At 57.6% G+C, this 20,875-nt stretch carries 11 protein-coding genes; 7 read left to right on the top strand and 4 right to left on the bottom strand.

The window, feature by feature from the left end; translation table 11 throughout:
• The first annotated feature begins 177 nt into the window (after nt 1-177).
• The 4 genes from DKK66_RS09155 (at nt 178) to DKK66_RS09170 (ending at nt 12,756) form a co-directional block, all read left to right on the top strand.
• Nucleotides 178-969, top strand: coding sequence for a DeoR/GlpR family DNA-binding transcription regulator (locus tag DKK66_RS09155; RefSeq protein ID WP_045847709.1), 792 nt, complete (start codon nt 178-180; stop codon nt 967-969).
• Nucleotides 969-2,798, top strand: coding sequence for a glutamine--fructose-6-phosphate transaminase (isomerizing) (glmS, locus tag DKK66_RS09160; RefSeq protein ID WP_131357331.1), 1,830 nt, complete (start codon nt 969-971; stop codon nt 2,796-2,798). Before DKK66_RS09155 ends, glmS begins: the two co-directional genes overlap by 1 nt.
• 785 nt (nt 2,799-3,583) lie before the next feature.
• Nucleotides 3,584-10,993: an MBG domain-containing protein gene (locus DKK66_RS09165; RefSeq protein WP_131360929.1), complete on the top strand. Its 7,410-nt coding sequence runs from the start codon at nt 3,584-3,586 to the stop codon at nt 10,991-10,993.
• Nucleotides 10,994-11,010: 17 nt separating this feature from the next.
• The gene (locus DKK66_RS09170) at nt 11,011-12,756 is read left to right on the top strand and encodes a ShlB/FhaC/HecB family hemolysin secretion/activation protein (protein WP_131357334.1); all 1,746 of its coding nucleotides are present in this window, start codon (nt 11,011-11,013) and stop codon (nt 12,754-12,756) included.
• Nucleotides 12,757-13,058: 302 nt separating this feature from the next.
• On the opposite strand, the gene DKK66_RS09175 is transcribed toward DKK66_RS09170, so the two are convergent.
• Nucleotides 13,059-13,802 carry an ABC transporter substrate-binding protein gene (locus DKK66_RS09175; protein WP_165494139.1) on the bottom strand — a complete coding sequence of 248 codons (744 nt, stop codon included), beginning with the start codon at nt 13,800-13,802 and terminating at the stop codon, nt 13,059-13,061.
• A 462-nt stretch (nt 13,803-14,264) separates the two neighbouring features.
• Here DKK66_RS09175 and DKK66_RS09180 point away from each other — a divergent pair, with 462 nt between their 5' ends.
• Nucleotides 14,265-14,993: a hypothetical protein gene (locus DKK66_RS09180; protein ID WP_131357340.1), complete on the top strand. Its 729-nt coding sequence runs from the start codon at nt 14,265-14,267 to the stop codon at nt 14,991-14,993.
• 46 nt (nt 14,994-15,039) lie between these two features.
• On the opposite strand, the gene DKK66_RS09185 is transcribed toward DKK66_RS09180, so the two are convergent.
• A complete protein-coding gene (locus DKK66_RS09185) occupies nt 15,040-15,564 on the bottom strand; it encodes an isochorismatase family protein (protein ID WP_131357343.1) in 525 nt (174 codons plus the stop codon).
• Nucleotides 15,565-15,800: 236 nt separating this feature from the next.
• The gene (locus DKK66_RS09190; protein ID WP_131357346.1) at nt 15,801-17,120 is read right to left on the bottom strand and encodes an MFS transporter; all 1,320 of its coding nucleotides are present in this window, start codon (nt 17,118-17,120) and stop codon (nt 15,801-15,803) included.
• A 187-nt stretch (nt 17,121-17,307) separates the two neighbouring features.
• Between DKK66_RS09190 and DKK66_RS09195 the strand changes: the two genes are divergently transcribed.
• Nucleotides 17,308-19,449, top strand: coding sequence for an ATP-binding protein (locus DKK66_RS09195; protein ID WP_131357350.1), 2,142 nt, complete (start codon nt 17,308-17,310; stop codon nt 19,447-19,449).
• On the top strand, nt 19,446-20,045 hold the full coding sequence (locus DKK66_RS09200; protein WP_131357353.1) for a response regulator transcription factor: 600 nt from the start codon (nt 19,446-19,448) through the stop codon (nt 20,043-20,045). The genes DKK66_RS09195 and DKK66_RS09200 overlap by 4 nt, the downstream gene beginning before the upstream one ends.
• Nucleotides 20,046-20,102: 57 nt before the next feature.
• Here the strand turns inward: DKK66_RS09200 and DKK66_RS09205 are convergent, their stop codons facing one another.
• Nucleotides 20,103-20,801 carry a dienelactone hydrolase family protein gene (locus DKK66_RS09205; RefSeq protein WP_165494140.1) on the bottom strand — a complete coding sequence of 233 codons (699 nt, stop codon included), beginning with the start codon at nt 20,799-20,801 and terminating at the stop codon, nt 20,103-20,105.
• Nucleotides 20,802-20,875 lie beyond the last annotated feature (74 nt).

Below are 20,875 nucleotides of genomic sequence, written 5' to 3' on the forward strand. Positions count from 1 at the left end.
CATGCCCGCTGCGCTTTCCACAAGAAAGCCCGGCGGGCATTTTCATTTGCCGTCTGTCAGCAAAACTGTGGCATTTCTTTCGTTGCAAAAGAAAAATAACAAATTTTACGGTTCTGATGATTGATATCGGCATATCGAGTCGATATCATGAAGAAACTTTCGAAACGAAACGTTTCAATGACCAAACGAAATACCCAGCAACGTCGCCATGCCATCGCCACCCTGGTGCAAGAGCGTGGTGAAGTCAGTGTCGATGAGCTGACCCGGCGTTTTGCCACTTCAGAAGTCACCATCCGCAAAGACCTTGCCCTGCTGGAAACCGGTGGCCTGCTGCTGCGCCGTTATGGCGGAGCGGTTGCCCTGCCCAGTGAAATGGCAGTGGAGCCGGAAGTGGGCCAGGTGTCCGACCGCAAGCTGGATATCGCCCGTGCGGCAGCGGAGCGCATACGCGACCACAACCGCATCATCATCGATAGCGGTACCACCACCAGCGGCATGATTCCGCTGCTGGGCAGCAAGCGCGGCCTGGTGGTGATGACCAATTCGCTTAACGTGGCGGCAGCCCTGCGCGAACTGGAAAACGAACCTACCCTGCTGATGACCGGTGGCACCTGGGACCCGCATTCCGAATCCTTCCAGGGCCAGGTAGCCGAGCAGGTATTGCGCTCCTACGATTTCGACCAGCTGTTTGTCGGTGCAGACGGCATCGACCTGGAGCGTGGCACCACCACCTTCAACGAACTGGTGGGCCTGTCACGCGTGATGGCGGAAGTCGCACGCGAAGTCATCGTCATGGTGGAGTCGGACAAGATCGGCCGCCGCATTCCCAACCTGGAATTGCCGTGGCACACCATTCACACCCTGATTACCGATGAGGCACTGCCGGCGGAATCCAGGGACATCATTCAGGCCAAGGGCATCACGCTGATTTGCGCGCCCGCTGGCAACGATAGTGCAAGGAGAAAATAATGTGTGGCATCGTTGGCGCCATTGCGGCGCGTAATGTGGTTTCCATTCTGGTGGATGGCCTCAAACGCCTGGAATACCGTGGTTATGATTCCGCCGGTATCGCCGTGCATACCGGTAATGCCATCAGCCGCGTGCGCCGTGTCGGCCGTGTGGCCGAAATGGAAGCCGCTGCAGCGGCAGAAGGCCTGCAAGGCACGCTGGGCATTGGCCACACCCGCTGGGCCACCCATGGCGGTGTGACCGAGCACAACGCCCACCCGCACATCTCCTTCGACAAGATTGCCGTGGTGCATAACGGCATCATCGAAAATCACGAAGAACAGCGTCAGCAACTGAAAGCGCTGGGCTATGAATTCACCTCGCAGACCGATACCGAAGTGATCGCCCATCTGGTGCACCACTACTATCAAGGCGGTGTCAGCCTGTTTGATGCCGTGAAGCAAGCCACCCGCCAACTGACGGGTGCTTACGCTATCGGCGTCATCGCGCTGGACCGCCCGGACGAACTGGTGTGCGCCCGCATGGGTTGCCCGCTGCTGGTGGGCTTGGGCGAAGGCGAACACTTCATCGCCTCCGACGTGTCTGCCATCCTGTCCGCAACCCGTCGAGTCATCTTCCTGGAAGAGGGCGATATCGGCCTGCTTACCCGTGACAGCGTGGTACTGCATGACAAGAACGATCAGGTGATCGAGCGTGCCGTGCATGTATCCGACGTATCGCTGGCTTCGCTGGAACTGGGCCCGTACAGCCACTTCATGCAAAAGGAAATCCACGAACAACCCAAGGCCCTGTCCGACACCATCGAAGCGGTGCTGGAAAACGGCTTTGCAGCCGGGCTGTTTGGTGCGCGTGCGGCCGAACTGCTGCCGCAAGTGGAAGGCGTGAAGATTCTGGCCTGCGGCACCAGCTACTACGCCGGCCTGACCGCCAAATACTGGATCGAAAGCATTGCCGGCATCAGCTGCGATGTGGAAATTGCCAGCGAATACCGTTACCGCGACGCCTTTGCCAACCCCAAACATCTGGTGGTCACCATCTCCCAGTCCGGCGAAACCCTGGACACCATGGAAGCGCTGAAGTACGCCAAGGAACTGGGCCACTGCATGGCGCTGTCCATCTGCAATGTGCGCGAATCTGCCATTCCGCGCGCCAGCGAACTGGTGTTCTACACCCGCGCCGGTGCCGAAATCGGCGTGGCTTCCACCAAAGCCTTCACCACCCAGCTGGTCGGCCTGTTTGCCCTGGCGGTAACGCTGGGCAAGCTGCGCGGCCGCGTGGATGCACAAGCCGAGCACGATTATCAGGAAGCACTGCGCCAGCTGCCGGGTTCGGTACAGCATGCGCTCAATCTTGAGCCGCAAATCAAGGCCTGGTCCGACAAGTTTGCTGCCAAGCAAAATGCCCTGTTCCTCGGCCGTGGCCTGCACTACCCGATTGCGCTGGAAGGCGCACTCAAGCTCAAGGAAATCTCCTACATCCACGCCGAAGCCTACCCGGCTGGCGAGCTGAAACACGGCCCGCTGGCGCTGGTGGACGAAAGCATGCCGGTGGTGGTGATTGCCCCCAACGACGCGCTGCTGGAAAAAGTGAAGTCGAACATGCAGGAAGTGCGCGCCCGCGGTGGCGAGCTGTTCGTGTTTGCCGATCTGGACAGCCATTTCAGCGAGTCGGACGGCGTGCACGTCATCCGGACCCCGCGCCATGTCGGCGTGCTGTCCGCCATTGTGCACACCATCCCGGTACAGCTGCTGGCCTACCATGTAGCCCTGGCCCGCGGCACCGACGTGGACAAGCCGCGCAACCTGGCAAAATCCGTCACGGTGGAGTAATCACCGGGCAGGCTTCTGACTAGAGCAAGTAAAGTCTGTCGGAGTCTGATCAAGTAAAAGGGGCCGTTGGCCCCTTTTCTTTTTGCATAGCAGATTTGCCGAGATGGCCGCAGCGGCTTTGCAAGCTGGTGTGCTTGCGTTCCAGACAGTCATGAGCTGTATCAACACGATTGCTTGTTTCCAAGTACGACAATGGTCACCAATGCGGACATAAGAGCTGGGGAGATTCAGGATCTACCACGGTGGTAGATCTGAATGGCTTTGATAATCGTTATTCTTTTGGAATAATTCTTGACTGATATCGCACCATGATATAAAAAACATTGTCATTTAATGAAATGTCATTAGTACTCTCATCTTGGGTAAGTTAAATCAACATAGTTCTTAAAGTGATGCAGTGTATGCAGAACTGGTCAACTCTGACTGCTATGTGAGTGGAAGGTGTTGGTCTGATTGCATATTTAAATGTCATTAATTATGCACTTGGTACATCTTGTCATGATTAAATGCTTTTTGACTATGAGCGAGTTGCTGTCGCGTGTGAAGTAGTTTGATTTGACTCAGCACTGGATGTTGTTGGGTCCGCATTACCAAATGTTTTTACCTCTATGGTGCTAGCCGGGTGTTGATCCTTGTATCGCGTACTCGGAAGCAATAGACGCTATCTCCAGATAGGTAGTCATTTGCTTCCATGTCCTCGTTGCATGACGAAGAGCTATCGATGGCGGCTGTGGTCCCTTTGCTTCAAGTAAGTTCGTTTATCACACTAATTAAGGAGTACCAGGGTGAACAGCGCCTATCGCACGGTATGGAATGACAGTCGCGGTTGTTATGTCGTGGTGGCAGAGACTGCGCGCAGCCGACGCAAGGGTGGTTCATCCTGCCGTAGTCTGGTGACGCTGTCTCTGGTATTGGCTTCCGCATTGTCCGAGGCGGCTCCTGTCGGGGGGAATGTTTCGGCAGGCAGTGCGTCAATTGCCGCATCCGGCAGTACCACAACGATTAACCAGAATACTGCCCGCGCTATCATCGACTGGTCGTCGTTTTCGATTGCGGGCAACGAAGCCGTCCGCTTCAACAACGGCTCGGGTGCAACGCTTAACCGCGTAGCGGCAGGAGCTCCGGCCTCGCTTATCGATGGTTTGCTGACAAGTTCAGGCAGCGTATACCTTATTAATTCGTCTGGGGTCATCATTGGTCGCAATGGTGAAGTCCGGGTGGGCGGCAGCTTTGTTGCTTCTACTCAGGATCTGTCCAACAACAATTTCATGGCTGGTGGTCCGCTGGCTTTCAGTGGCAATTCCAATGCCGCGGTGACCAATCTGGGCAAGATTGGTGCTTCCGGCGGCGATGTGGTGTTGATTGCGGCCCAGGTGGCCAATCAAGGCAATATTCAGGCGGATAATGGTCGGGTTGGCTTGCTGGGTGGTTATCAGGTACTGGTGAAAGACCAGGCCGATCAGGATGGACGCTTTGTCATCGGACTTGGTGGCACTTCCACCTCGGTGACCAATGCCGGGCTGCTCCAGGCGACTGCGGCGGAGCTTCGAACCGAGAATGGGAATGTGTATGCGCTTGCGGGTAATACTCAAGGCCTGATTCGTGCCACCGAAGTAAGTGGTAAGGGTGGGCAGATCTGGTTGTCTGCGCCAGGTGGCACGGTTCAGGTAGCCAGTGGTGCGACGCTGGATGCATCTGCTGCTGGTGCAGGTAGTGCGGGTGGCTCGATAAGCGTACAGGCTGCAGCGGATCACAATGGTAGTAACGGCGTGATTTCGCTGGATGGCACAATGACTGCGTCGTCGAGTAGTGGTGCGGCTGGCAGCATCACGGTTTCTGGACGGCAGGTTATCGAGTCTGGTGTCATGCATGCTGACGGCACCAGTGGTGGCAATGTCACTGTGCAAGCGGCTGGTTTGTTACAGTCCGGCACGATCAGTGCGGATGGTCTTGAGGGGCAGGGTGGAGTAGTCGCTTTGTCAACCCAGGACAGTCTGATTCAGACCGCGTCGGCAAAAACCTCGGCCAATAGCACCAACGGGGTGGCAGGCACCGTGCAGCTGGCAAGCACGGCGAACGTGTTTAGCTCCGGTAAAGTGACTGCCAGCGGTCAGCGCGGCGGCACGATTTCTGCACTTGGCCAGCGGGTAGCGCTTGCCGCCGCTGATTTTGAAGCGAATGGTGTGCAGGGCGGGGGCCACATCAATATCGGTGGCGGGCTGCATGGCAGTGGTTCACAAACGGCGGATACCACCGTCGTCAATGCGTCAACCACCCTGGCCGCTAATGCCACCAGTGCTGGTGATGGCGGGCAGGTTGTGGTCTGGTCAAATACGAAGACCACCTTCTTGGGATCCGTGACCGCACAGGCTGGCAAGCAAGGTAATGGTGGCCTGATTGAAGTGTCGAGTGGCGACCGGCTGGTCTATGGCGGTGTCGCCAATGCAAGCGCTACCGCAGGAACCGCGGGCAAACTGCTGCTGGATCCGAAGAACATTACCATTAGCGCCAGCGCCGGGGATGTTGCCAGTGCCAATCTGATCGATCCGAATGCCGGTTCCGGCTCCGGTTTCGGTACGGCTGCGGTGCAACTGAGCAATGGCAGCTACGTGGTGACCAAACCCAGCGACACGGTAGCCGGCAATAGCGGTGCCGGGTCGGTATATTTTTATAACGGCACTACGGGCGCGCTGATGTCGGCGTTGCAGGGGTCGCATGCCAATGACCAAGTTGGTAGTGGCGGCTTGTTGTTCCTTAATTATCAGAATTGGTACAACAACTATTACATCGGTACTGCTCTGGTCAACGATACCACCAAGCCATTCTTGATCCTTAGCCCGAGCTGGAGTGGCGGTGCGGGTGCCATTTCCTGGGTAGGTGCGAATGGCAGCCTGACCGGCATGGTGTCGTCCAGCAACAGCTTGGTGGGCACTAAGCCGACCGATGCGATTGGCAGCACCGTCAACTTGCTACCCAACAATAATTACGTTTCCATCGCGCCGCAGTGGGATACCGGGAAGGGGGCGGTGACGCTTGGTAGCTCTGCCAGTGGCGTCTCGGGTGTTGTTTCATCATCCAATAGCCTGGTTGGCTCCAATGGAACAATTGCCGCAGATAACAACTTGGGTGGTGATCAGGTTGGCTATGGTGGCATCACCATTCTGAGTAACGGCAATTTTGTGGTGGATAGCCCGTATTGGAACCAGAACGCGGGTGCGGTAACGCTGATTGATAAAAGTGCGGGACTGACTGGTGCAGTCAGCGCTTCCAATAGCCTGGTTGGTAATGCGGGAACCTTGTATTCCGCTACATGTACCATTTACTGTTATAACGGTACCAATAGCGGTACCAGCTATGGTTATTACAACGGTGACAGTGTTGGCAGCAGTGTGATTGCGCTGTCCAACGGCTACTACGCTGTGGTTTCGTCTGCCTGGGGGCATGGGCGTGGTGCGGTGACCATTGGCAACGGTAGTAGCGGGGTGACTGGTATCGTCAGTGCCGCCAATAGTCTGGTGGGGACAACCCAAGGCATTGGTGACAGCGGTGGCGGCACCTACTACACCTCCAACTATGGTTACCGTGCTTACTATGGCGGGGATGCGGTTGGCTCTGGCGGGGTAACTGATCTGGGTAACGGCAATGTCGTGGTGTCCAGTACCAACTGGAGCAGCAACACTGGTGCGGTTACCTTCATGTCGCTGACCTCACCCTTGACGGGCGCGGTATCGTCCAGCAATTCGCTGGTGGGTAGCACGGCAGGCTCGGCTACTGGTTACGATGTCACCTACCACCAGAACTCCATCAGCGGTGGAGACCAGGTCGGTAGCGTCACCAAGCTTAATAATAGTAATTATGTGGTGACTGCGACTGCCTGGAATGGCCATCAAGGTGCAGTCACCTTCGGTTCGGGAACGACTGGCATAAGCGGTGCGGTATCGTCATCCAATAGCCTGGTGGGTAGCAGCAGCGGCGACAATGTGGGCTCTGGTGGTGTGGTCAGTCTGAGCGACAACGACTATGTTGTGCTCAGCCCGGTGTGGAACAGTTATCGTGGCGCGGTGACCCGTGGCAGTGGCAGCACGGGCGTGACAGGCAGCATCAGTTCCAGCAACAGTATTGTTGGTACCACGGCGATACTGGGTGGCAACAATCCATACAATCTTGGCGGCGACCAAGTTGGTAGTGGTGGCATCGTCAATCTGAGCAATGGTGATTGGGTCGTGCTCAGCCCCAACTGGGCCCAGCAGAAAGGTGCCGTCACGCTGATGACGGCATCGCAGACCACATCCGGCAATGTGAGTGCCAGCAATAGTCTGGTCGGCTCCACTGCCTCTACTCAATTCAACGGTCTGGTCAGTGGTAGCCAGGTCGGTCTGTTCGGCGGCGACCAGGTTGGTTCTGGCGGCATTCTGACCCTGTCCAATAATGGCGGCAGCAATTACCTGGTTTTGAGTCCGTTGTGGGGAGGCAACAAGGGGGCGATCTCCTTTATCAATCCCTCATCGGCAACGGTAGGGGCGGTGTCCTCGGCCAATAGTCTGGTTGGCCAATATTCAGGCACCATCAATACCTATAACTACGCTGGTTTCGTTTATAAGCAGTATGAGAACGGCGACGCGATTGGTACTGGCGGCTCTGCCAATTATTTCTACAAGAGCGACCAGAATCTGTGGATGAACAATGTCGTCGTACAGGCCAATAACGACTATGTCGTGTTCAGCCCTTTGTGGAACAACAACCGTGGTGCCGTCTCCTTCGGCAACGGTAGCACTGGTACGACAGGGGTAGTTGGTTCAAGCAACAGCCTGGTTGGTTCAACGGCTGGTTCCTTGTCAAACTATGCCCAAGACAATGGTACGTTTTCGATTTCGACGACGGGCGGCGACCAGGTTGGTTATGGTGGCATGCAGTACCTCAGCGGCAACAATTACCTGATTTTCAGCTCCCAATGGAACAGCAAGGCCGGTGCGGTCACCTATGTCAGTCAAGGTGGCTCGGTGACTGGGACTGTATCAGCCAGTAACAGCCTGATCGGTGGCAGCGCTGATGATCAGGTAGGCAGTGGCGGTGTTACGCTCCTGTCCGGCGGTGATTATGTGATTTCCAGTCCGAACTGGAACGGCGGCCTTGGTGCGGCAACCTGGAGCAACTCCACCGGAGGCATCACCGGCACCGTCAGCACCGGCAACAGCCTGAGCGGCGTAGCCGCCAACTACAGCCAGACGGTATCGGCGCTCAACAGCGCCAAGCAATTCATGGTGGCGCGACCGGGTGATGGCAGCGGCACGGTGACGCTGGCGTTTACTGACCCTACTTTGTTCACCTATGGATTCATGTCAGGGCTCGACGTTACCATTGCGCCCAGCCTGATTTTGCAAACCCTTAACAGCGGTACTTCGGTCACGCTGCAGGCCAATAACGACATCACCGTCAACAGCGCGATTTCTGCCAATGCAGGCTCCACGGCGGGTCTGACACTGGATGCAGGCCGCAGCATAGCGGTCAATGCAGCCATCGACACCGGCAATGGTGATTTGACGCTGACTGCAAACGACACCGCTTCCCATAACGTGGTCAATGCAGATCGCGATAGTGGTGCGGCATCCATCTCGGTCGCATCCGGTGCCAACCTGTCAGCAGGCAGCGGCATGGTGAACATTACGCTTGATAATGGAGCTGGTAACACCAACAGCACGGCCGGTAATATCACTTTGGCCAGCAGTATCGATGCTGGCAGTATCTCGGTGAAAAACCTCGGAACCCAGAACGGATCGATTACCTTGTCGAGCGGCGCTGCACTGACTGCTAGCGCAAGCAACGGCACGATTACGCTGCAAACCGGCGGTAACTTCATCAATAACGCGGGGGCAAGTGCGCTATCTGTTCCCAATGGCACTTGGCTGGTGTATTCGGCTGGCCCGAGCGGGGATACTTTCGGCAATCTGGACAGTAATAACACGGCGGTGTGGAATACCGCAGCAGGTGCATCGGTGAGTGCCAGCGGCAATCGTTACGTTTTTGCCTATCAGCCGCATTTGACGGTCACCAGTACTAACGACAGCAAGACATATGGCGTTGATGCCTCTTCTGCTATCCAGTCTGACTACACCATTACCGGTTTGCAGCCTGCGGTAAGTGGCGCCTATCTGGCCGACACTGCCGCCATGGTGTACAGCGGTGCGCCTAGCATGTCATCAAGTGGTGCCGGTGTGGCTGCCACCGTGGCTGGTGGCCCCTATACCATTAGCGGTGCTGCAGGAACGCTAACTGTTGGCAACGGTTACGGTGCAACCACATTCACCAATAGCGGCCAATTGACAGTGAACCCGGCGACCTTGATCATCACCGCCAGCGATCAAACCGCCACCTATGGGACGCCATATACACTGTCGACGGCGTTAAACACCGGCTACACACAAACTGGTCTGGTCAACAGTGATGCCATTACCGGTCTGACTGAAACGATACCTGGCAATTTGACGGCAACCACAGCGTCTACTGCAGTGGGTCAATACACGATCACCCCATCGGCGGCTACTGGGACCGGGCTGAGTAATTACACCATCCAGTACCACACGGGCACGCTCAATCTGCAACCTGCAGTGCTCTATACCTCGTTGAACTACTCAGTTGCCGATGCCTTCTCGACTTACGGCACACTGGCGACCCTGGGGAGCGCCACCTTGAGTGGCATCCTCAATAATGATCAAGTGTTTGGCACCGTGGGGGCCTTTACCCAAGGTGGTGCCAGTGTGACTTTGGCCGCCAATACAGCTGCGGGTAGCTATGTAGAGAAAGTCACCGGTCTTACCGGTTCGGGGGCATCCAACTATGTGCTTGCCGCCAGCGGCAATACCAATGGTACGCTGACTATTCAGCCACTGGCAGTCACCCTGTCTGGTAGCCAGACCTATAACGGCAGCACCATCGCGCAGGGCAGCAACCTGTCGATTGGCAACCTGGTTGGTAGCGACAGCGTGACTGTGGGTGGCACCGCCACTCTGGCGAGTGCCCATGTAGGCAGTCGCGCCCTGTCGGGTTTCAACGGCCTGACACTCAACAATTCCAACTACACCCTGAGCGGAGCATCGGGCAGCATGACGATCAACCCGCTGGCCGTCACCCTGACCGGTAGCCAAACCTATAACGGTACGAGCACGGCACAAGGCAGCAACCTGACGGTGAGCAACCTGATCAACGGTGACAGCGTGACCGTGGGCGGCACCGCCACCCTGGACAGCATCCATGCCGGCAACCGCAGCTTGTCAGGCTTCAACAGCCTGACGCTGAGTGATAGCGACTACACCCTGAGCGGTGCGTCGGGCAGCATGACGATCAACCCGCTGGCCGTCACCCTGACCGGCAGTCAAACCTATAACGGTACGAGCACGGCACAAGGCAGCAACCTGACGGTGAGCAACCTGATCAACGGTGACAGCGTGACCGTGGGCGGCACCGCTGGTATGACCGGCATGATGGTTGGTAGCCAGCAACTGACCACCTTGAGTGGCTTGACCCTTAGCAATTCGGACTACACCGTGTCTGGCGGTACGGGTGGTCTCACCGTGGTGCCGGCTGCACTCACGATTACCGCGGCAAATCAAACCTCCACGGCCGGTGTGCCTTATGTGCTGTCCGGCTATACGACTACAGGGCTGTTCGGGAACGATAGTGTCACCGGTCTCACGGAAACCTTACCAGGCGGGGCAACGTCTACCACGTCCCAGACTGCTGCTGGCAGTTACGTCATTAGCGTCTCCAATGCCACAGGTTCCGGTCTTTCCAACTACAGCATTGCCTACCAGCCGGGGATATTAACCATCAATCCCTTACCGGTGATCAGTGTGCAACAGCTACCGGCTAACGGGCAAAACAGCAATGCCTCCAGTTTTTCAATGCTGGGGGGGCTGCCTTTCAACCCGAGTGTTGCTAGCTTCAATCTGCCAGAGCAGGCCAGCACCGGCGTGACTACTGGTGCAGAGACTGCGACAGCGCGCAACTCATCGGCGACCAGTAGTGGCAGTTTGGGCAACAGCACTGGGGGAGCATCTCCTGGTGTGGTGAAGCCTGAATCCGCTGGTGCTGTCAGCGGCAACTTGCAGTTGGCTCGGCAGTCCGGGGAACAGATGACAGGATCACCTTATCCGGATAATCGCTATGTTGGGGATGCAATTCAATTCACGGCGCAATAAGCGGAAAGATAATAACAATGAATACCATCAGGCCATTGGTTTGGGGAAGCATCTACGCAACCGCAGGGTGCCTGTTGACTGTGACCGTGTCAGAGTTCGCGGCTGCAGCACCGATAGAACTGAATCCGGCACCAGTGCCGCAGATACAGCGGCAAATGATTTTGCCACCTAATGTCGTGCCAGGATCTGAGGATGCCACCCCGCTGGGGGCGAACTTGACGGGTATCGTATTGTTAGGGACGGATGATGTATCCGTTGCAGATGGCGGAGCAGGTATCGATGCCAGCCGTGTGGCACGGCTCAATACACCGGAAGGCAAGGCCATACTCATGCCCTGGATTGGGCGTCCGTTATCCAGAAAACTGATTGCTGAAATCGAGGCGTCCATTGCGCGTTATTACCGACAACGTGGCTTCCCGTTTGTATCGTTGTCAACGCCGCCGCAGAACATTGGTAGCGGAGTATTGCAAATCCGCGTACTCGAATTCATGGATGGCAAGGTATCGGTTCAGGGTACCTCTGCGGCCACTGCATCGCGTCTGCGTGGCTTGATCCGCCAGCAGCCTGGCGAAGCGATCGATACCTATCAGCTTACAGCTGATTTGGACTGGATCAATCGCTATCCCTTCCGGCAGGCACAGGCAGTGTTTACCCCAGGGGCCAGCTTCGGGCGTTCTGATCTGGATGTCCAGATTACCGAGGCCAAACCATGGCGCGCTTTCCTTGGCTATGCCAACTCCGGCACTCAAGCCACTGGGATGGACCGCTATTTCGCAGGGGCGATGGTAGGCGGATTGTTGACGTCAGATTCGGTACTTTCATATCAGTACACCACTTCGCACGATGGGGTAAATGCCAACGGGCATTTGGGTGGCGAGTATGCCCATAATCGTTATCTCAGCCATGGCCTTCATCTGGACCTGCCATTTGCTTCGCGACAGAAAATCGAATTGACGTTCAATCATGTTGAAACCAATACCAGCTCCAATCCGTTTCTCGCACGCAACTTGACCGACGAAATTTCGTTTGGTCATCGTTTCAGCCTATCCAATATCTCTCGTTTGCCCGGTGATATTGCTTACGGGGTGGAGGTGAAACGAGAGCGACAAAAGACATATTTTGGCAATGTTGAAGTACTGGATAGCAAACTGGAAACCGATCAAATTTATCTCGGCTGGAATGCGCTGTGGCAAGGAGCGGATAGCAAGACCGGGCTTGATGCGACATTGCATATCAGCCCAGGGGGCATGAACGGGGATAACACGGATAAGGCCATGAGGACCTTTACCAGTAACAGAGTAAACAATTCTGACTACCAGTACCTTAATGTCCGTCTGACCCAGTTGAGCAGGCTGCCCAAGTCGTGGAGCTTGCGTAATGAACTGATCATGCAGTTTTCCAGCAATGCACTACCTAATACCGAGCAGGCAGGTATCGGTGGTGAAGGCCTTGTACGTGGCTATCTGCTTGATGATGGAGCCTACGACTCGCTGGTGGTGAGCCGTAACGAGCTTCATTTGCCGACAATCAATATGCTTGGTGCAGACAGCTTGTTGATGCCCTATCTGTTCGTGGATGGAGGTTATGGCCGCAATCATCACAATGCCGGCTCGCAGCATGCCTTGTCTGCTGGTATCGGTATGGACTATCAATTGGGCCGCACATTAAATGCTTCAGCGTCGTGGGCCCACAATTTCTGGCAGGCGAGCCAAACGCATAGTGGAGATAACGCGGTGGAGGTTAGGGTGACGATGGGTTTCTAGCGTCAACGTATTGAATGATCGCTGAAGCATTTTGCTACGGCACCGAAGTATGCCTTGCATGACCCCTTAGGTAGTACAAAGCCGCCGTTGAACCTTTCTTGATTCAATGGCGGCTTACAAATCATTCCAGTGAACCGGCTAAAGCCGGTAACGTCACGTCAAGATTGGTGTCCGCCAAGGACATACTCCTGATGTTCACTCGCGGTAGCGTCAGCATCTCTCCTAATTACATCGCATACGACGGGCGGCCCCCATCGACTACTCGTGCAATCGGTATCTGCGGGAAAGCCCGGCATGTGGCACTAGTGAATGCGCATGGGTGCTTGCTGCTGTCTGCGCAGTTCATTCGCCATTAGCCGGTTCAGGCTTCCATCCTTGGTCATGCGGGTCATGGTCTGATCGAAGAGGGCGGCAAGCTTCGCCGCCTCCGGGCCTGGGGTAAACACCAGATAGCTGGCTACCTTCTCAATGCTAGGTCCGGTTTGTACTGCATTATTGCCACCGGGCATGGTTTGCAGCAGCTGCAATGCGACCGTGCGGCTGCACGGCACGATGTCCACCCGTCCTGCCAGTAATTTGCGCAAATTCAATTCATGGCTATCCGTGCTATCCACTGCAGCGAATAGCCCTGCTTTTAATGCCTGGTCCAGACGAGGGCTATAGAACACATTGCGGGTGATGCCAATGCGTGCGCCAGCAATGGATGCCAGTTGGCCGTTGAACTTCCATGGCGAGTTTTTGCGGACGAAAAATACATAGTCCTGGATAAGCAGGGGTTGATGGGGATAAACCATGGTCAATTCCCGCTCCGGGGTCTTTTTTAGCGGGAACAAACCATCCACCTGGCGCTGGCTGACCAGGTTGAGCGCACGGTTCATCGGATAGAGTTTTATCTGTGCATGTTTGCCGATCCGGGCAAAGGCTTCGCTCACTATGCTGGTGGCCAGGCCTTCGGGGCCCTGGTCACCCTCTGTGACATATGGTGGATAGTCGAAGGTCACCAGCCGTAGCGGGGTGGCATGACAAGCCTGGAATAACAGCAGCATCAGCAGCCAAGATGGAAATCGCATACATTGGGTTGGCAGAGTAACTATCGGCCATAATTTATGATTTGTTTATAATAGATCCTTTTTGCATGGAATTATCCTGACCATGTGTTTAAAGAGGCTGATAATTGTTCTTTGTTGGGAATAGTACACAGGCCAGCTTGCCCACCTGGCTGTTTGCTGCGCCTGCTCATGGGCCCAGAGCGCAGCGGCAGCTTGTACCCGTAGCGGCTGCGGCGTGGGGTAGGTGGCATCCTGCACTGCAACGTTGTCGCCTGACGAAGCATGTCATGTGACATCACATGTGTCTGTGCAGGGGTAAACAAGGTTTGAAAACATTGACAGGCAGGCAAGCCGGGTGTGGATCAGACCATATCTGAAGCTGTTGATGACATTTTGCCAGCAGATTGTATTGGCATGCTGTTTGCATGGTTGTTGCCATTTCATTCCAAGGTGCTCATCATGCTCACTATAGGCTTAGGTAGTACTGGCAATGTTTCCAGGGTGTATCAGTCCGTTGCCACCACGCAGAAACCCGCAGCCAATACTGCCGCCCGGACGGCAAATCTTGCCGATGTCATCAGCATTTCATCAGCGGCACGTGAGCGTCTGGCCGCGGAGGCGAGCGCAGCTTCAGGTGCCGGCGTCAAAATGGATACCGACAAGGGGGAGGTGGCTCTGAATCTGGAATCGTATTTTTCGCCGAAGCCGCAAGGGGGGAACGGCGAACTTCCCCCTTTGATGCTGCCATCACAGCGCAACATCGATGCCCTGACCCAGGATATCAATCAGAAATTCCCGGCATTTCTTTCCGCCAACGGCATTCCGGCTGCACCTGCCAGCATCCAGTACGATAGTGACGGCCAGCCACAGTTTCCTGCCGATTACCCCTATGCGGCCCAGCTTAAGCAAGCCTTGACTGATAACCCGGGTATCGGACGCGAGCTGAGCACGGTTTACGCCTTGGGCGAATTCAAGAACCTGCTGGATGACAGCCAGGCATTCCAGCAGGAATATGCCGCTGCGGGCAGCCAGGGTGAGCTGGACAAGGTGGTCGCCAAATATTCCCAGCTGTTTTCGGCCAATCCGCTACCGGCAAAATCCATCCTGATGATTGATGCTGATGGCCATATACGCATTGGTGAAACCGCAGGCCCTTCTGACACTGCAGCACGGAGCAAGGCGGCTTGAATGTCCGTTTGCAGTGCTGTCAGCTTAAGGCTACGGTAGTGCCGGGCTATAGTGCGGCAGCAGGCTGAACCAGCAAGGGCTGCGGGGTGGCGTTGGTGGCATGCCACACAGCATTGAAGTGGTCGATCACCTGTTCACCGCTCAATGCAAAGGCACTCAGCGTGGTATGCGCATCTGCAATCACCGTAACCTGAAAGCCGCGCGAAACCGCATTGCGCAAGGTGCTATCCACGCAGAAGTCGGTGGCGCAGCCGCCCAGCCACAGTTTGCTGACGCCCAGATTCTCCAGCAGGGCTGCCAGCGGGGTATCACAAAAGCTGTCGCCATGCCGTTTGTAGATGAAATGGTCGGCGGCTGTGGCTGGCAGGGCAGGGTGCAGCTGCCAGGCCGCGCTGTCACGTTCCAGCCCGGCTTCTTCATGCTGGACAAAAATCACCGGGAAACCACGCTCCCGCGCTTTGGCAATGGCCAGTTTCAGACTACCCAGCACCTGCTCAAGCCGAACGGCAGCTGGTTCAGCGGCCACCACGCCGCATTGCATGTCCACAATCAGTAAAGCGGTATCTGGCATAGCGTTCCCCTTGATGACCCATAGACCGACAGCATAACTGATTTGTATATATGGCTGGCATGCGCCGACGATTACGCTTGTCAGGGGTGATTGCACCGTCGTCTCAATGGCAGCAACTGACAGCCTGTCAGTGTAAGGATTGGCTGTCAGGCATGGTTTGATTTTTGGCCAGATCAAAAAAAGCCGTACTGCGTTGGGGCAGTCCGGCTTTTTTCATTCATACAGGATTTCCTGCCTCAGTGCCTTGCCTCGGCATCAATCAGCGAACCTTTGCGGGTGTCGCGCATGAACCAGCAAACCAGCAGGGTGCAGGCAATCACCGCAGTGGTGTACCAGTAAAAGCCGCTTTCCAGCTGGATGGACTTGAACCACAAGGCCAGGTATTCCGCTGTGCCACCAAAAACCGATACGGCAAAGGCGTATGGCACGCCCACGCCGGTGGCGCGGATGCTGGCCGGGAACAGCTCGGCCTTCACCAGTGCGTTGATGGAGGTATAGCCGGAGACGATGATCCAGGCGCAGGCGATCAGGCCAAACGCTTCCCACGGACCACTGGCGTGACGGATGGCGGTGAGCAAGGGCACGGTGAACAGGGTGCCCAGCAAGGCAAAGCCGATCAGCAGCGGTTTGCGGCCAATGCGGTCGGACAGCGCGCCGTAAATGGGTTGCAAGCACATGGCAAACAGCAGCGAGGCGGCAGAAACTGCGGTGGTTTGCATGTCGGTCAGGCCTACCGACAGGCGCAGGAATTTCTGCATATAAGTGGTGTAGACATAGAAGGCCAGCGTGCCGCCCATGGTGAGGCCTACCACCAGCAATACTTCCTTGGGGTGCTGGGCCAATTGTTTGAGGCCGCCCATGGTCTTGGCGGATTTGCGTGCCGCTTCAAACGACTGGGTTTCCGGCAGATTGTGGCGCATGCGCAGAGCCAGTACTGCCAGCGCGGCACCGACAAAAAACGGAATGCGCCAGCCCCAGGCACGCAGTTCTTCGCCGCTGAGCAGGAATTTTTGCAAGACCAGCAGCAGGATCAGGGCCAGCAGCTGGCCGCCTATCAGGGTGACGTATTGGAAGCTGCTGTAGAAGCCGCGGTGCTTGGAGTCAGCCATTTCCGACAGATAGGTGGCGCTGGTGCCGTATTCACCGCCCAGGCTCAGGCCTTGCAGCAGGCGCGCCAGTAGCAGGATGCAGGGCGACAGGATGCCGGCGGTGGCATAGGTGGGGGCACAGGCAATCAGCAGCGAGCCAAAGCACATCAGCAACACCGAAGCCATCAGCGCGGTCTTGCGTCCCAGCCGGTCGCCGATGTGGCCGAACAGCATGCCGCCGATGGGGCGGATGAAAAAGCCGAGGGCAAAAATGCCGGCGGTGGACATCAGCTGGGCAGTGGGGTCCTGGGCGGGGAAGAAGGCATTGGCAAAATACAGGGCAAAGGCGGAATAGCAGTAGAAATCGAACCATTCCACCAGGTTGCCGGCCGAGCCGACAATGATGGCATGCAGGCGCTTGCCGGATATCCGTTCGTGAGAAGCCGCAGTGGCTGTGGCGCTGGACATGGTGACTGTCTCCTCTGGTGTGACGGGTTATGAATGGGTTTCCCGTTTGTCGCCGTCTACTATGCGCAGCAGGGCGGTAGTCGGCATCCGCAACTTTGCCCGCATCGTCTCCGTAAAACTACGGAGGAGTGTTTCCGTCCGGCAGCCGGGCTGCTATGGTCTGAGCTTCCCCGGCCAAGGAGATGCCATGCCCAGAACCCGCTCCAGCACAACTCACGCCCGCTATTGGCGCTGGCTGGGGCTGACCATGGCTGCCATCGGCCTGATCGTGTTGAGTGCCAACTGGGCGGAACGCCATGAGCTGGCCACCCGCACCGCCGCCTTGCGCCAGGCCGCGGCTGCCCATGTACTGGGTTTGCGCGGCCTGGTGGAAAAGCACGATTTCCTGCCCTATGCCGCAGCCCGCCACCCTGATGTGCTGGCCTTGCTGCAAGCGCCACAGGACAGCGCGTTGCGTTTGCGGGTGAACCATTACTTTGCCGATTTGCAGTCCACGACCGGTGCTGCGGCCTTGTTTCTGGTGGACCGCAATGGCCTCACCTTGTCGTCCAGCAACTGGAACCAGCCCTCCAGCTTTGTCGGCGAGTCCTACCGCCAGCGCCCGTATTTTGAAACCGCCCTGCAGGGGCAGCGCGGCCTGTTTTACGGGCTGGGGCTGACCACCGGGCAGTCCGGCCTGTTCATCGCCGAGCCGGTACGCGGCCCGGCAGGCATCATGGGGGTGGCGGTGGTCAAGATCAGCCTGGAGCCTTTGCAGGCGGCATGGCGACGCGGCATCGACCCGGTCCTGCTGCGCGACAGCCGTGGCGTGGTGTTTCTCAGCTCGCAGCCCGAATGGCTGTTCCAGGCCCGCCAGCAGCTGAGTGCTGCCGATGCCGCCTGGATCAGCAGCCATCGCCAGTACGGCAGCCGCAGCCAGTTTGCCGTGCTGCCCTGGCAGGTAAAGCCCCTGCCGGATTCGGCCGCCTACGGCCTGCAAACCACGGTGCAGGGGCTGCATCGTTCCTTGCTGGCGCTGGATACCGCGTTGCCGGAACTGGGCTGGACGCTGACCGTTACCTCCGACATGAAGGAAGTCACCCAGGCACGGCAACTGGCGCTGGCCTTGAGTACCTTGCTGCTGGCGCTGCTATTGCTGGCCAGCCTGTACTGGCGCTTGCGGGAAAAACGTTTTGTCGAGCAGCGCAGCGCCCGGCTGGAACTGGAACGCCGGGTGGAAGAACGCACCCGCGACCTGGAAGAAGCCCATACCTTTCGCAAGGCCATGGAAGATTCGCTGCTGGTGGGCATGCGCGCGCGCGACCCGCAAGGCCGCATCATTTACGTCAATCCGGCGTTCTGCGCCATGGTGGGCTATAGCGCGGAAGAGTTGCTGGGCTGCCTGCCGCCCTATCCGTACTGGCATCCGGATGATCTGGAAAAACAGGCCAGGGTGAGCCAGGACGTGCTGCAGGGCCGGGTGGTGCCGCATGGCTATGAGTCGCGCATCCGGCACAAGGACGGACATGACGTGATCACCATGATTTACACCGCCGCGCTGGTGGATGCCCGTGGCGTGCACCGGGGCTGGATGAGCTCCGTGGTGGATATCACCGCGCAGAAACAGGCGGAGGCGCGCCAGCGCGATCAGGAATTGCAACTGGAGCGTAGCGCGCGGCTGGCCAGTGTGGGCGAAATGGCTTCCACGCTGGCGCACGAGCTGAATCAGCCGCTGATGGCACTGTCCAATTTCGCCCTGGCCGCCCGGGCGCTGGCCGATCGGGGTGCCAGCAGCCTGTTGGCCGAAACGCTGAACGACATCATTGCCCAGTCACAACGGGCCAGCGAAATCGTCAAGCGAGTGCGGGTGTTCATCAACCCGCAACGCGCCCAGTATGAAAACCTCGCCCCGGCGGATGTCATTCACCATGCGGTCAACCTGCTCAAGCCCGAATTGCAGCGCCATCATGTGCAGCTACAGCTGCAACTGGAAGACGGCCTGCCGCCGGTGCGCGGGGACAGCGTGCTGCTGGAGCAGGTGCTGATGAATCTGATCCACAATGCGCTGCACGCCATGCAGGCGCAGCCGCCGGGCAGCCGTCGCATCCAGCTGCTTTGCCGGCAGCAGGAGCAAGGAGTCAGCGTCACCGTGGCCGATAGCGGACCGGGTATTCCGGCAGAGCAGATCGAGCAGATTTTTGCCCCGTTTTTTACTTCCAAACCCGACGGACTGGGCCTGGGCCTGAATATTTGCCGTACCATCATCGAAGCCCACGGTGGCCGTATCAGCGTGGAAAACAGCCCCACTGGCGGGGCCGCCTTTACCTTTACCCTGGCGCTTGCATCATGAAAGAAATGCCGCTCACCCTGTTTGTTGTCGATGATGACGAAGCCCTGCGTCGTTCCCTGTTGCTGCTGTTGCTGTCACAGGGGCTGGCGGTACAGGCTTTTGATTCCGGCGAAGCCTTTCTCAGTGCCGTCAACCTGCGTCAGCCAGGCTGCGTGATTCTGGATTTGCGGCTGGGCGGTATCAGCGGCCTGTCGGTATTTGATAGTCTGCTGGCCGCACACAGCCCGCTGGTGACACTGTTTCTGTCGGCCCACGGCGATATTCCCACCGCACTGGAAGCCGTCCGGCGTGGCGCGTTTGACTGGGTGGAAAAGCCGGATACCCAGCAATTGCTGGACAAGCTGCCCGCCGCCATCGCCCTGGCCCGCGCCCGCGCGCAGGCACTGCGGCAATGGGCGGAGCTGACCCCGCGTGAGCGGGAAGTGGCACGGCTGGTGGGACTGGGGCAGCCCAACAAGGAAATTGCCCGGGTGCTGGTGCCGCCCTGCGGACATCGCTCGGTGGAAACCCATCGCGCCAATATCTTCAGCAAGCTGCAATGCGCCAACGATAACGAATTGGGCCGCTGGCTGGCGGCCCATCCCTGGCTGGACTGAACTACCCGACTTGGGGCAGGGCAGGCCACGACGGTGACCTGCTCAAAGCGGAAGGAATTACAGATGCTCGGCCAGGAATTGCAGGCTGCGGCCAGTGGCCAGTGCGGCGGCAGATTGGTTGAACACGGCACTGCGGCCCCAGCAGTTGAAGCCATGGCCCACACCCGCGTAGTCAAAGAACACCGCATTGTCCTTGCCGGCAAAGGCCGCCTTGACCGCGCTGACAGCGGTTTGTGCAATGTGTTCGTCGTTGCCGGCGTAATGGAACAGGATGGGCTGGGTGATTTGGTCGGCCAGTTCCAGGTGCTGGTCAATGCCGCCACCGTAGAAGCAGACTGCGGCATCCGCCTTGCTGAGTGCGGCGGCGCGGAAGGCCAGCTGGCCACCCAGGCAGAAGCCCAGCGTCGCCACTTTGCCAGTGACTTCCGGGCGCTGGCGTAGCAGGCCAACCGCAGCGGCCACATCAGCAGCAGCCTGGGCGGTGTCCACTTGCTGGTAGTAGCCAAATGCCTGCTGGGTACCGGCGGCATCGTAGTCTAGATCCACCCGCGGGCTCAGCCGCCAGAACACATCGGGGGCCAGCACCACGTAACCGGCCAGCGCATACAGGTCGGCCACGGCGCGGATATGTTCGTTGACGCCCCAGATTTCCTGCACCAGCACGATGCCCGGACCACTGCCGGTGGGAGGGAGTGACAGATAACCGCCAAATTGCTTGCCGTCCTGGGTGGGAATGTCGATCCAGCTTGCGTTCACGGGAAACTCCTTTGTGCGAGAGTGCATCGGAATGGCCATCGGGCAGGGAGCCCGCAGGCATGAAAGGGGCAGGG

Source organism: Aquitalea sp. USM4 (assembly GCF_004328945.1).
GTDB classification, from domain to species: Bacteria; Pseudomonadota; Gammaproteobacteria; order Burkholderiales; family Chromobacteriaceae; genus Aquitalea; species Aquitalea pelogenes.

Coding starts and splice junctions, on each gene's coding strand:
- DKK66_RS09155 (WP_045847709.1), top strand. CDS start 178: ATGACCAAACGAAATACCCAGCAACGTCGCCATGCCATCGCCACCCTG.
- glmS (WP_131357331.1), top strand. CDS start 969: ATGTGTGGCATCGTTGGCGCCATTGCGGCGCGTAATGTGGTTTCCATT.
- DKK66_RS09170 (WP_131357334.1), top strand. CDS start 11,011: ATGAATACCATCAGGCCATTGGTTTGGGGAAGCATCTACGCAACCGCA.
- DKK66_RS09175 (WP_165494139.1), bottom strand. CDS start 13,802: ATGCTGCTGTTATTCCAGGCTTGTCATGCCACCCCGCTACGGCTGGTG.
- DKK66_RS09180 (WP_131357340.1), top strand. CDS start 14,265: ATGCTCACTATAGGCTTAGGTAGTACTGGCAATGTTTCCAGGGTGTAT.
- DKK66_RS09185 (WP_131357343.1), bottom strand. CDS start 15,564: ATGCCAGATACCGCTTTACTGATTGTGGACATGCAATGCGGCGTGGTG.
- DKK66_RS09190 (WP_131357346.1), bottom strand. CDS start 17,120: ATGTCCAGCGCCACAGCCACTGCGGCTTCTCACGAACGGATATCCGGC.
- DKK66_RS09195 (WP_131357350.1), top strand. CDS start 17,308: ATGCCCAGAACCCGCTCCAGCACAACTCACGCCCGCTATTGGCGCTGG.
- DKK66_RS09200 (WP_131357353.1), top strand. CDS start 19,446: ATGAAAGAAATGCCGCTCACCCTGTTTGTTGTCGATGATGACGAAGCC.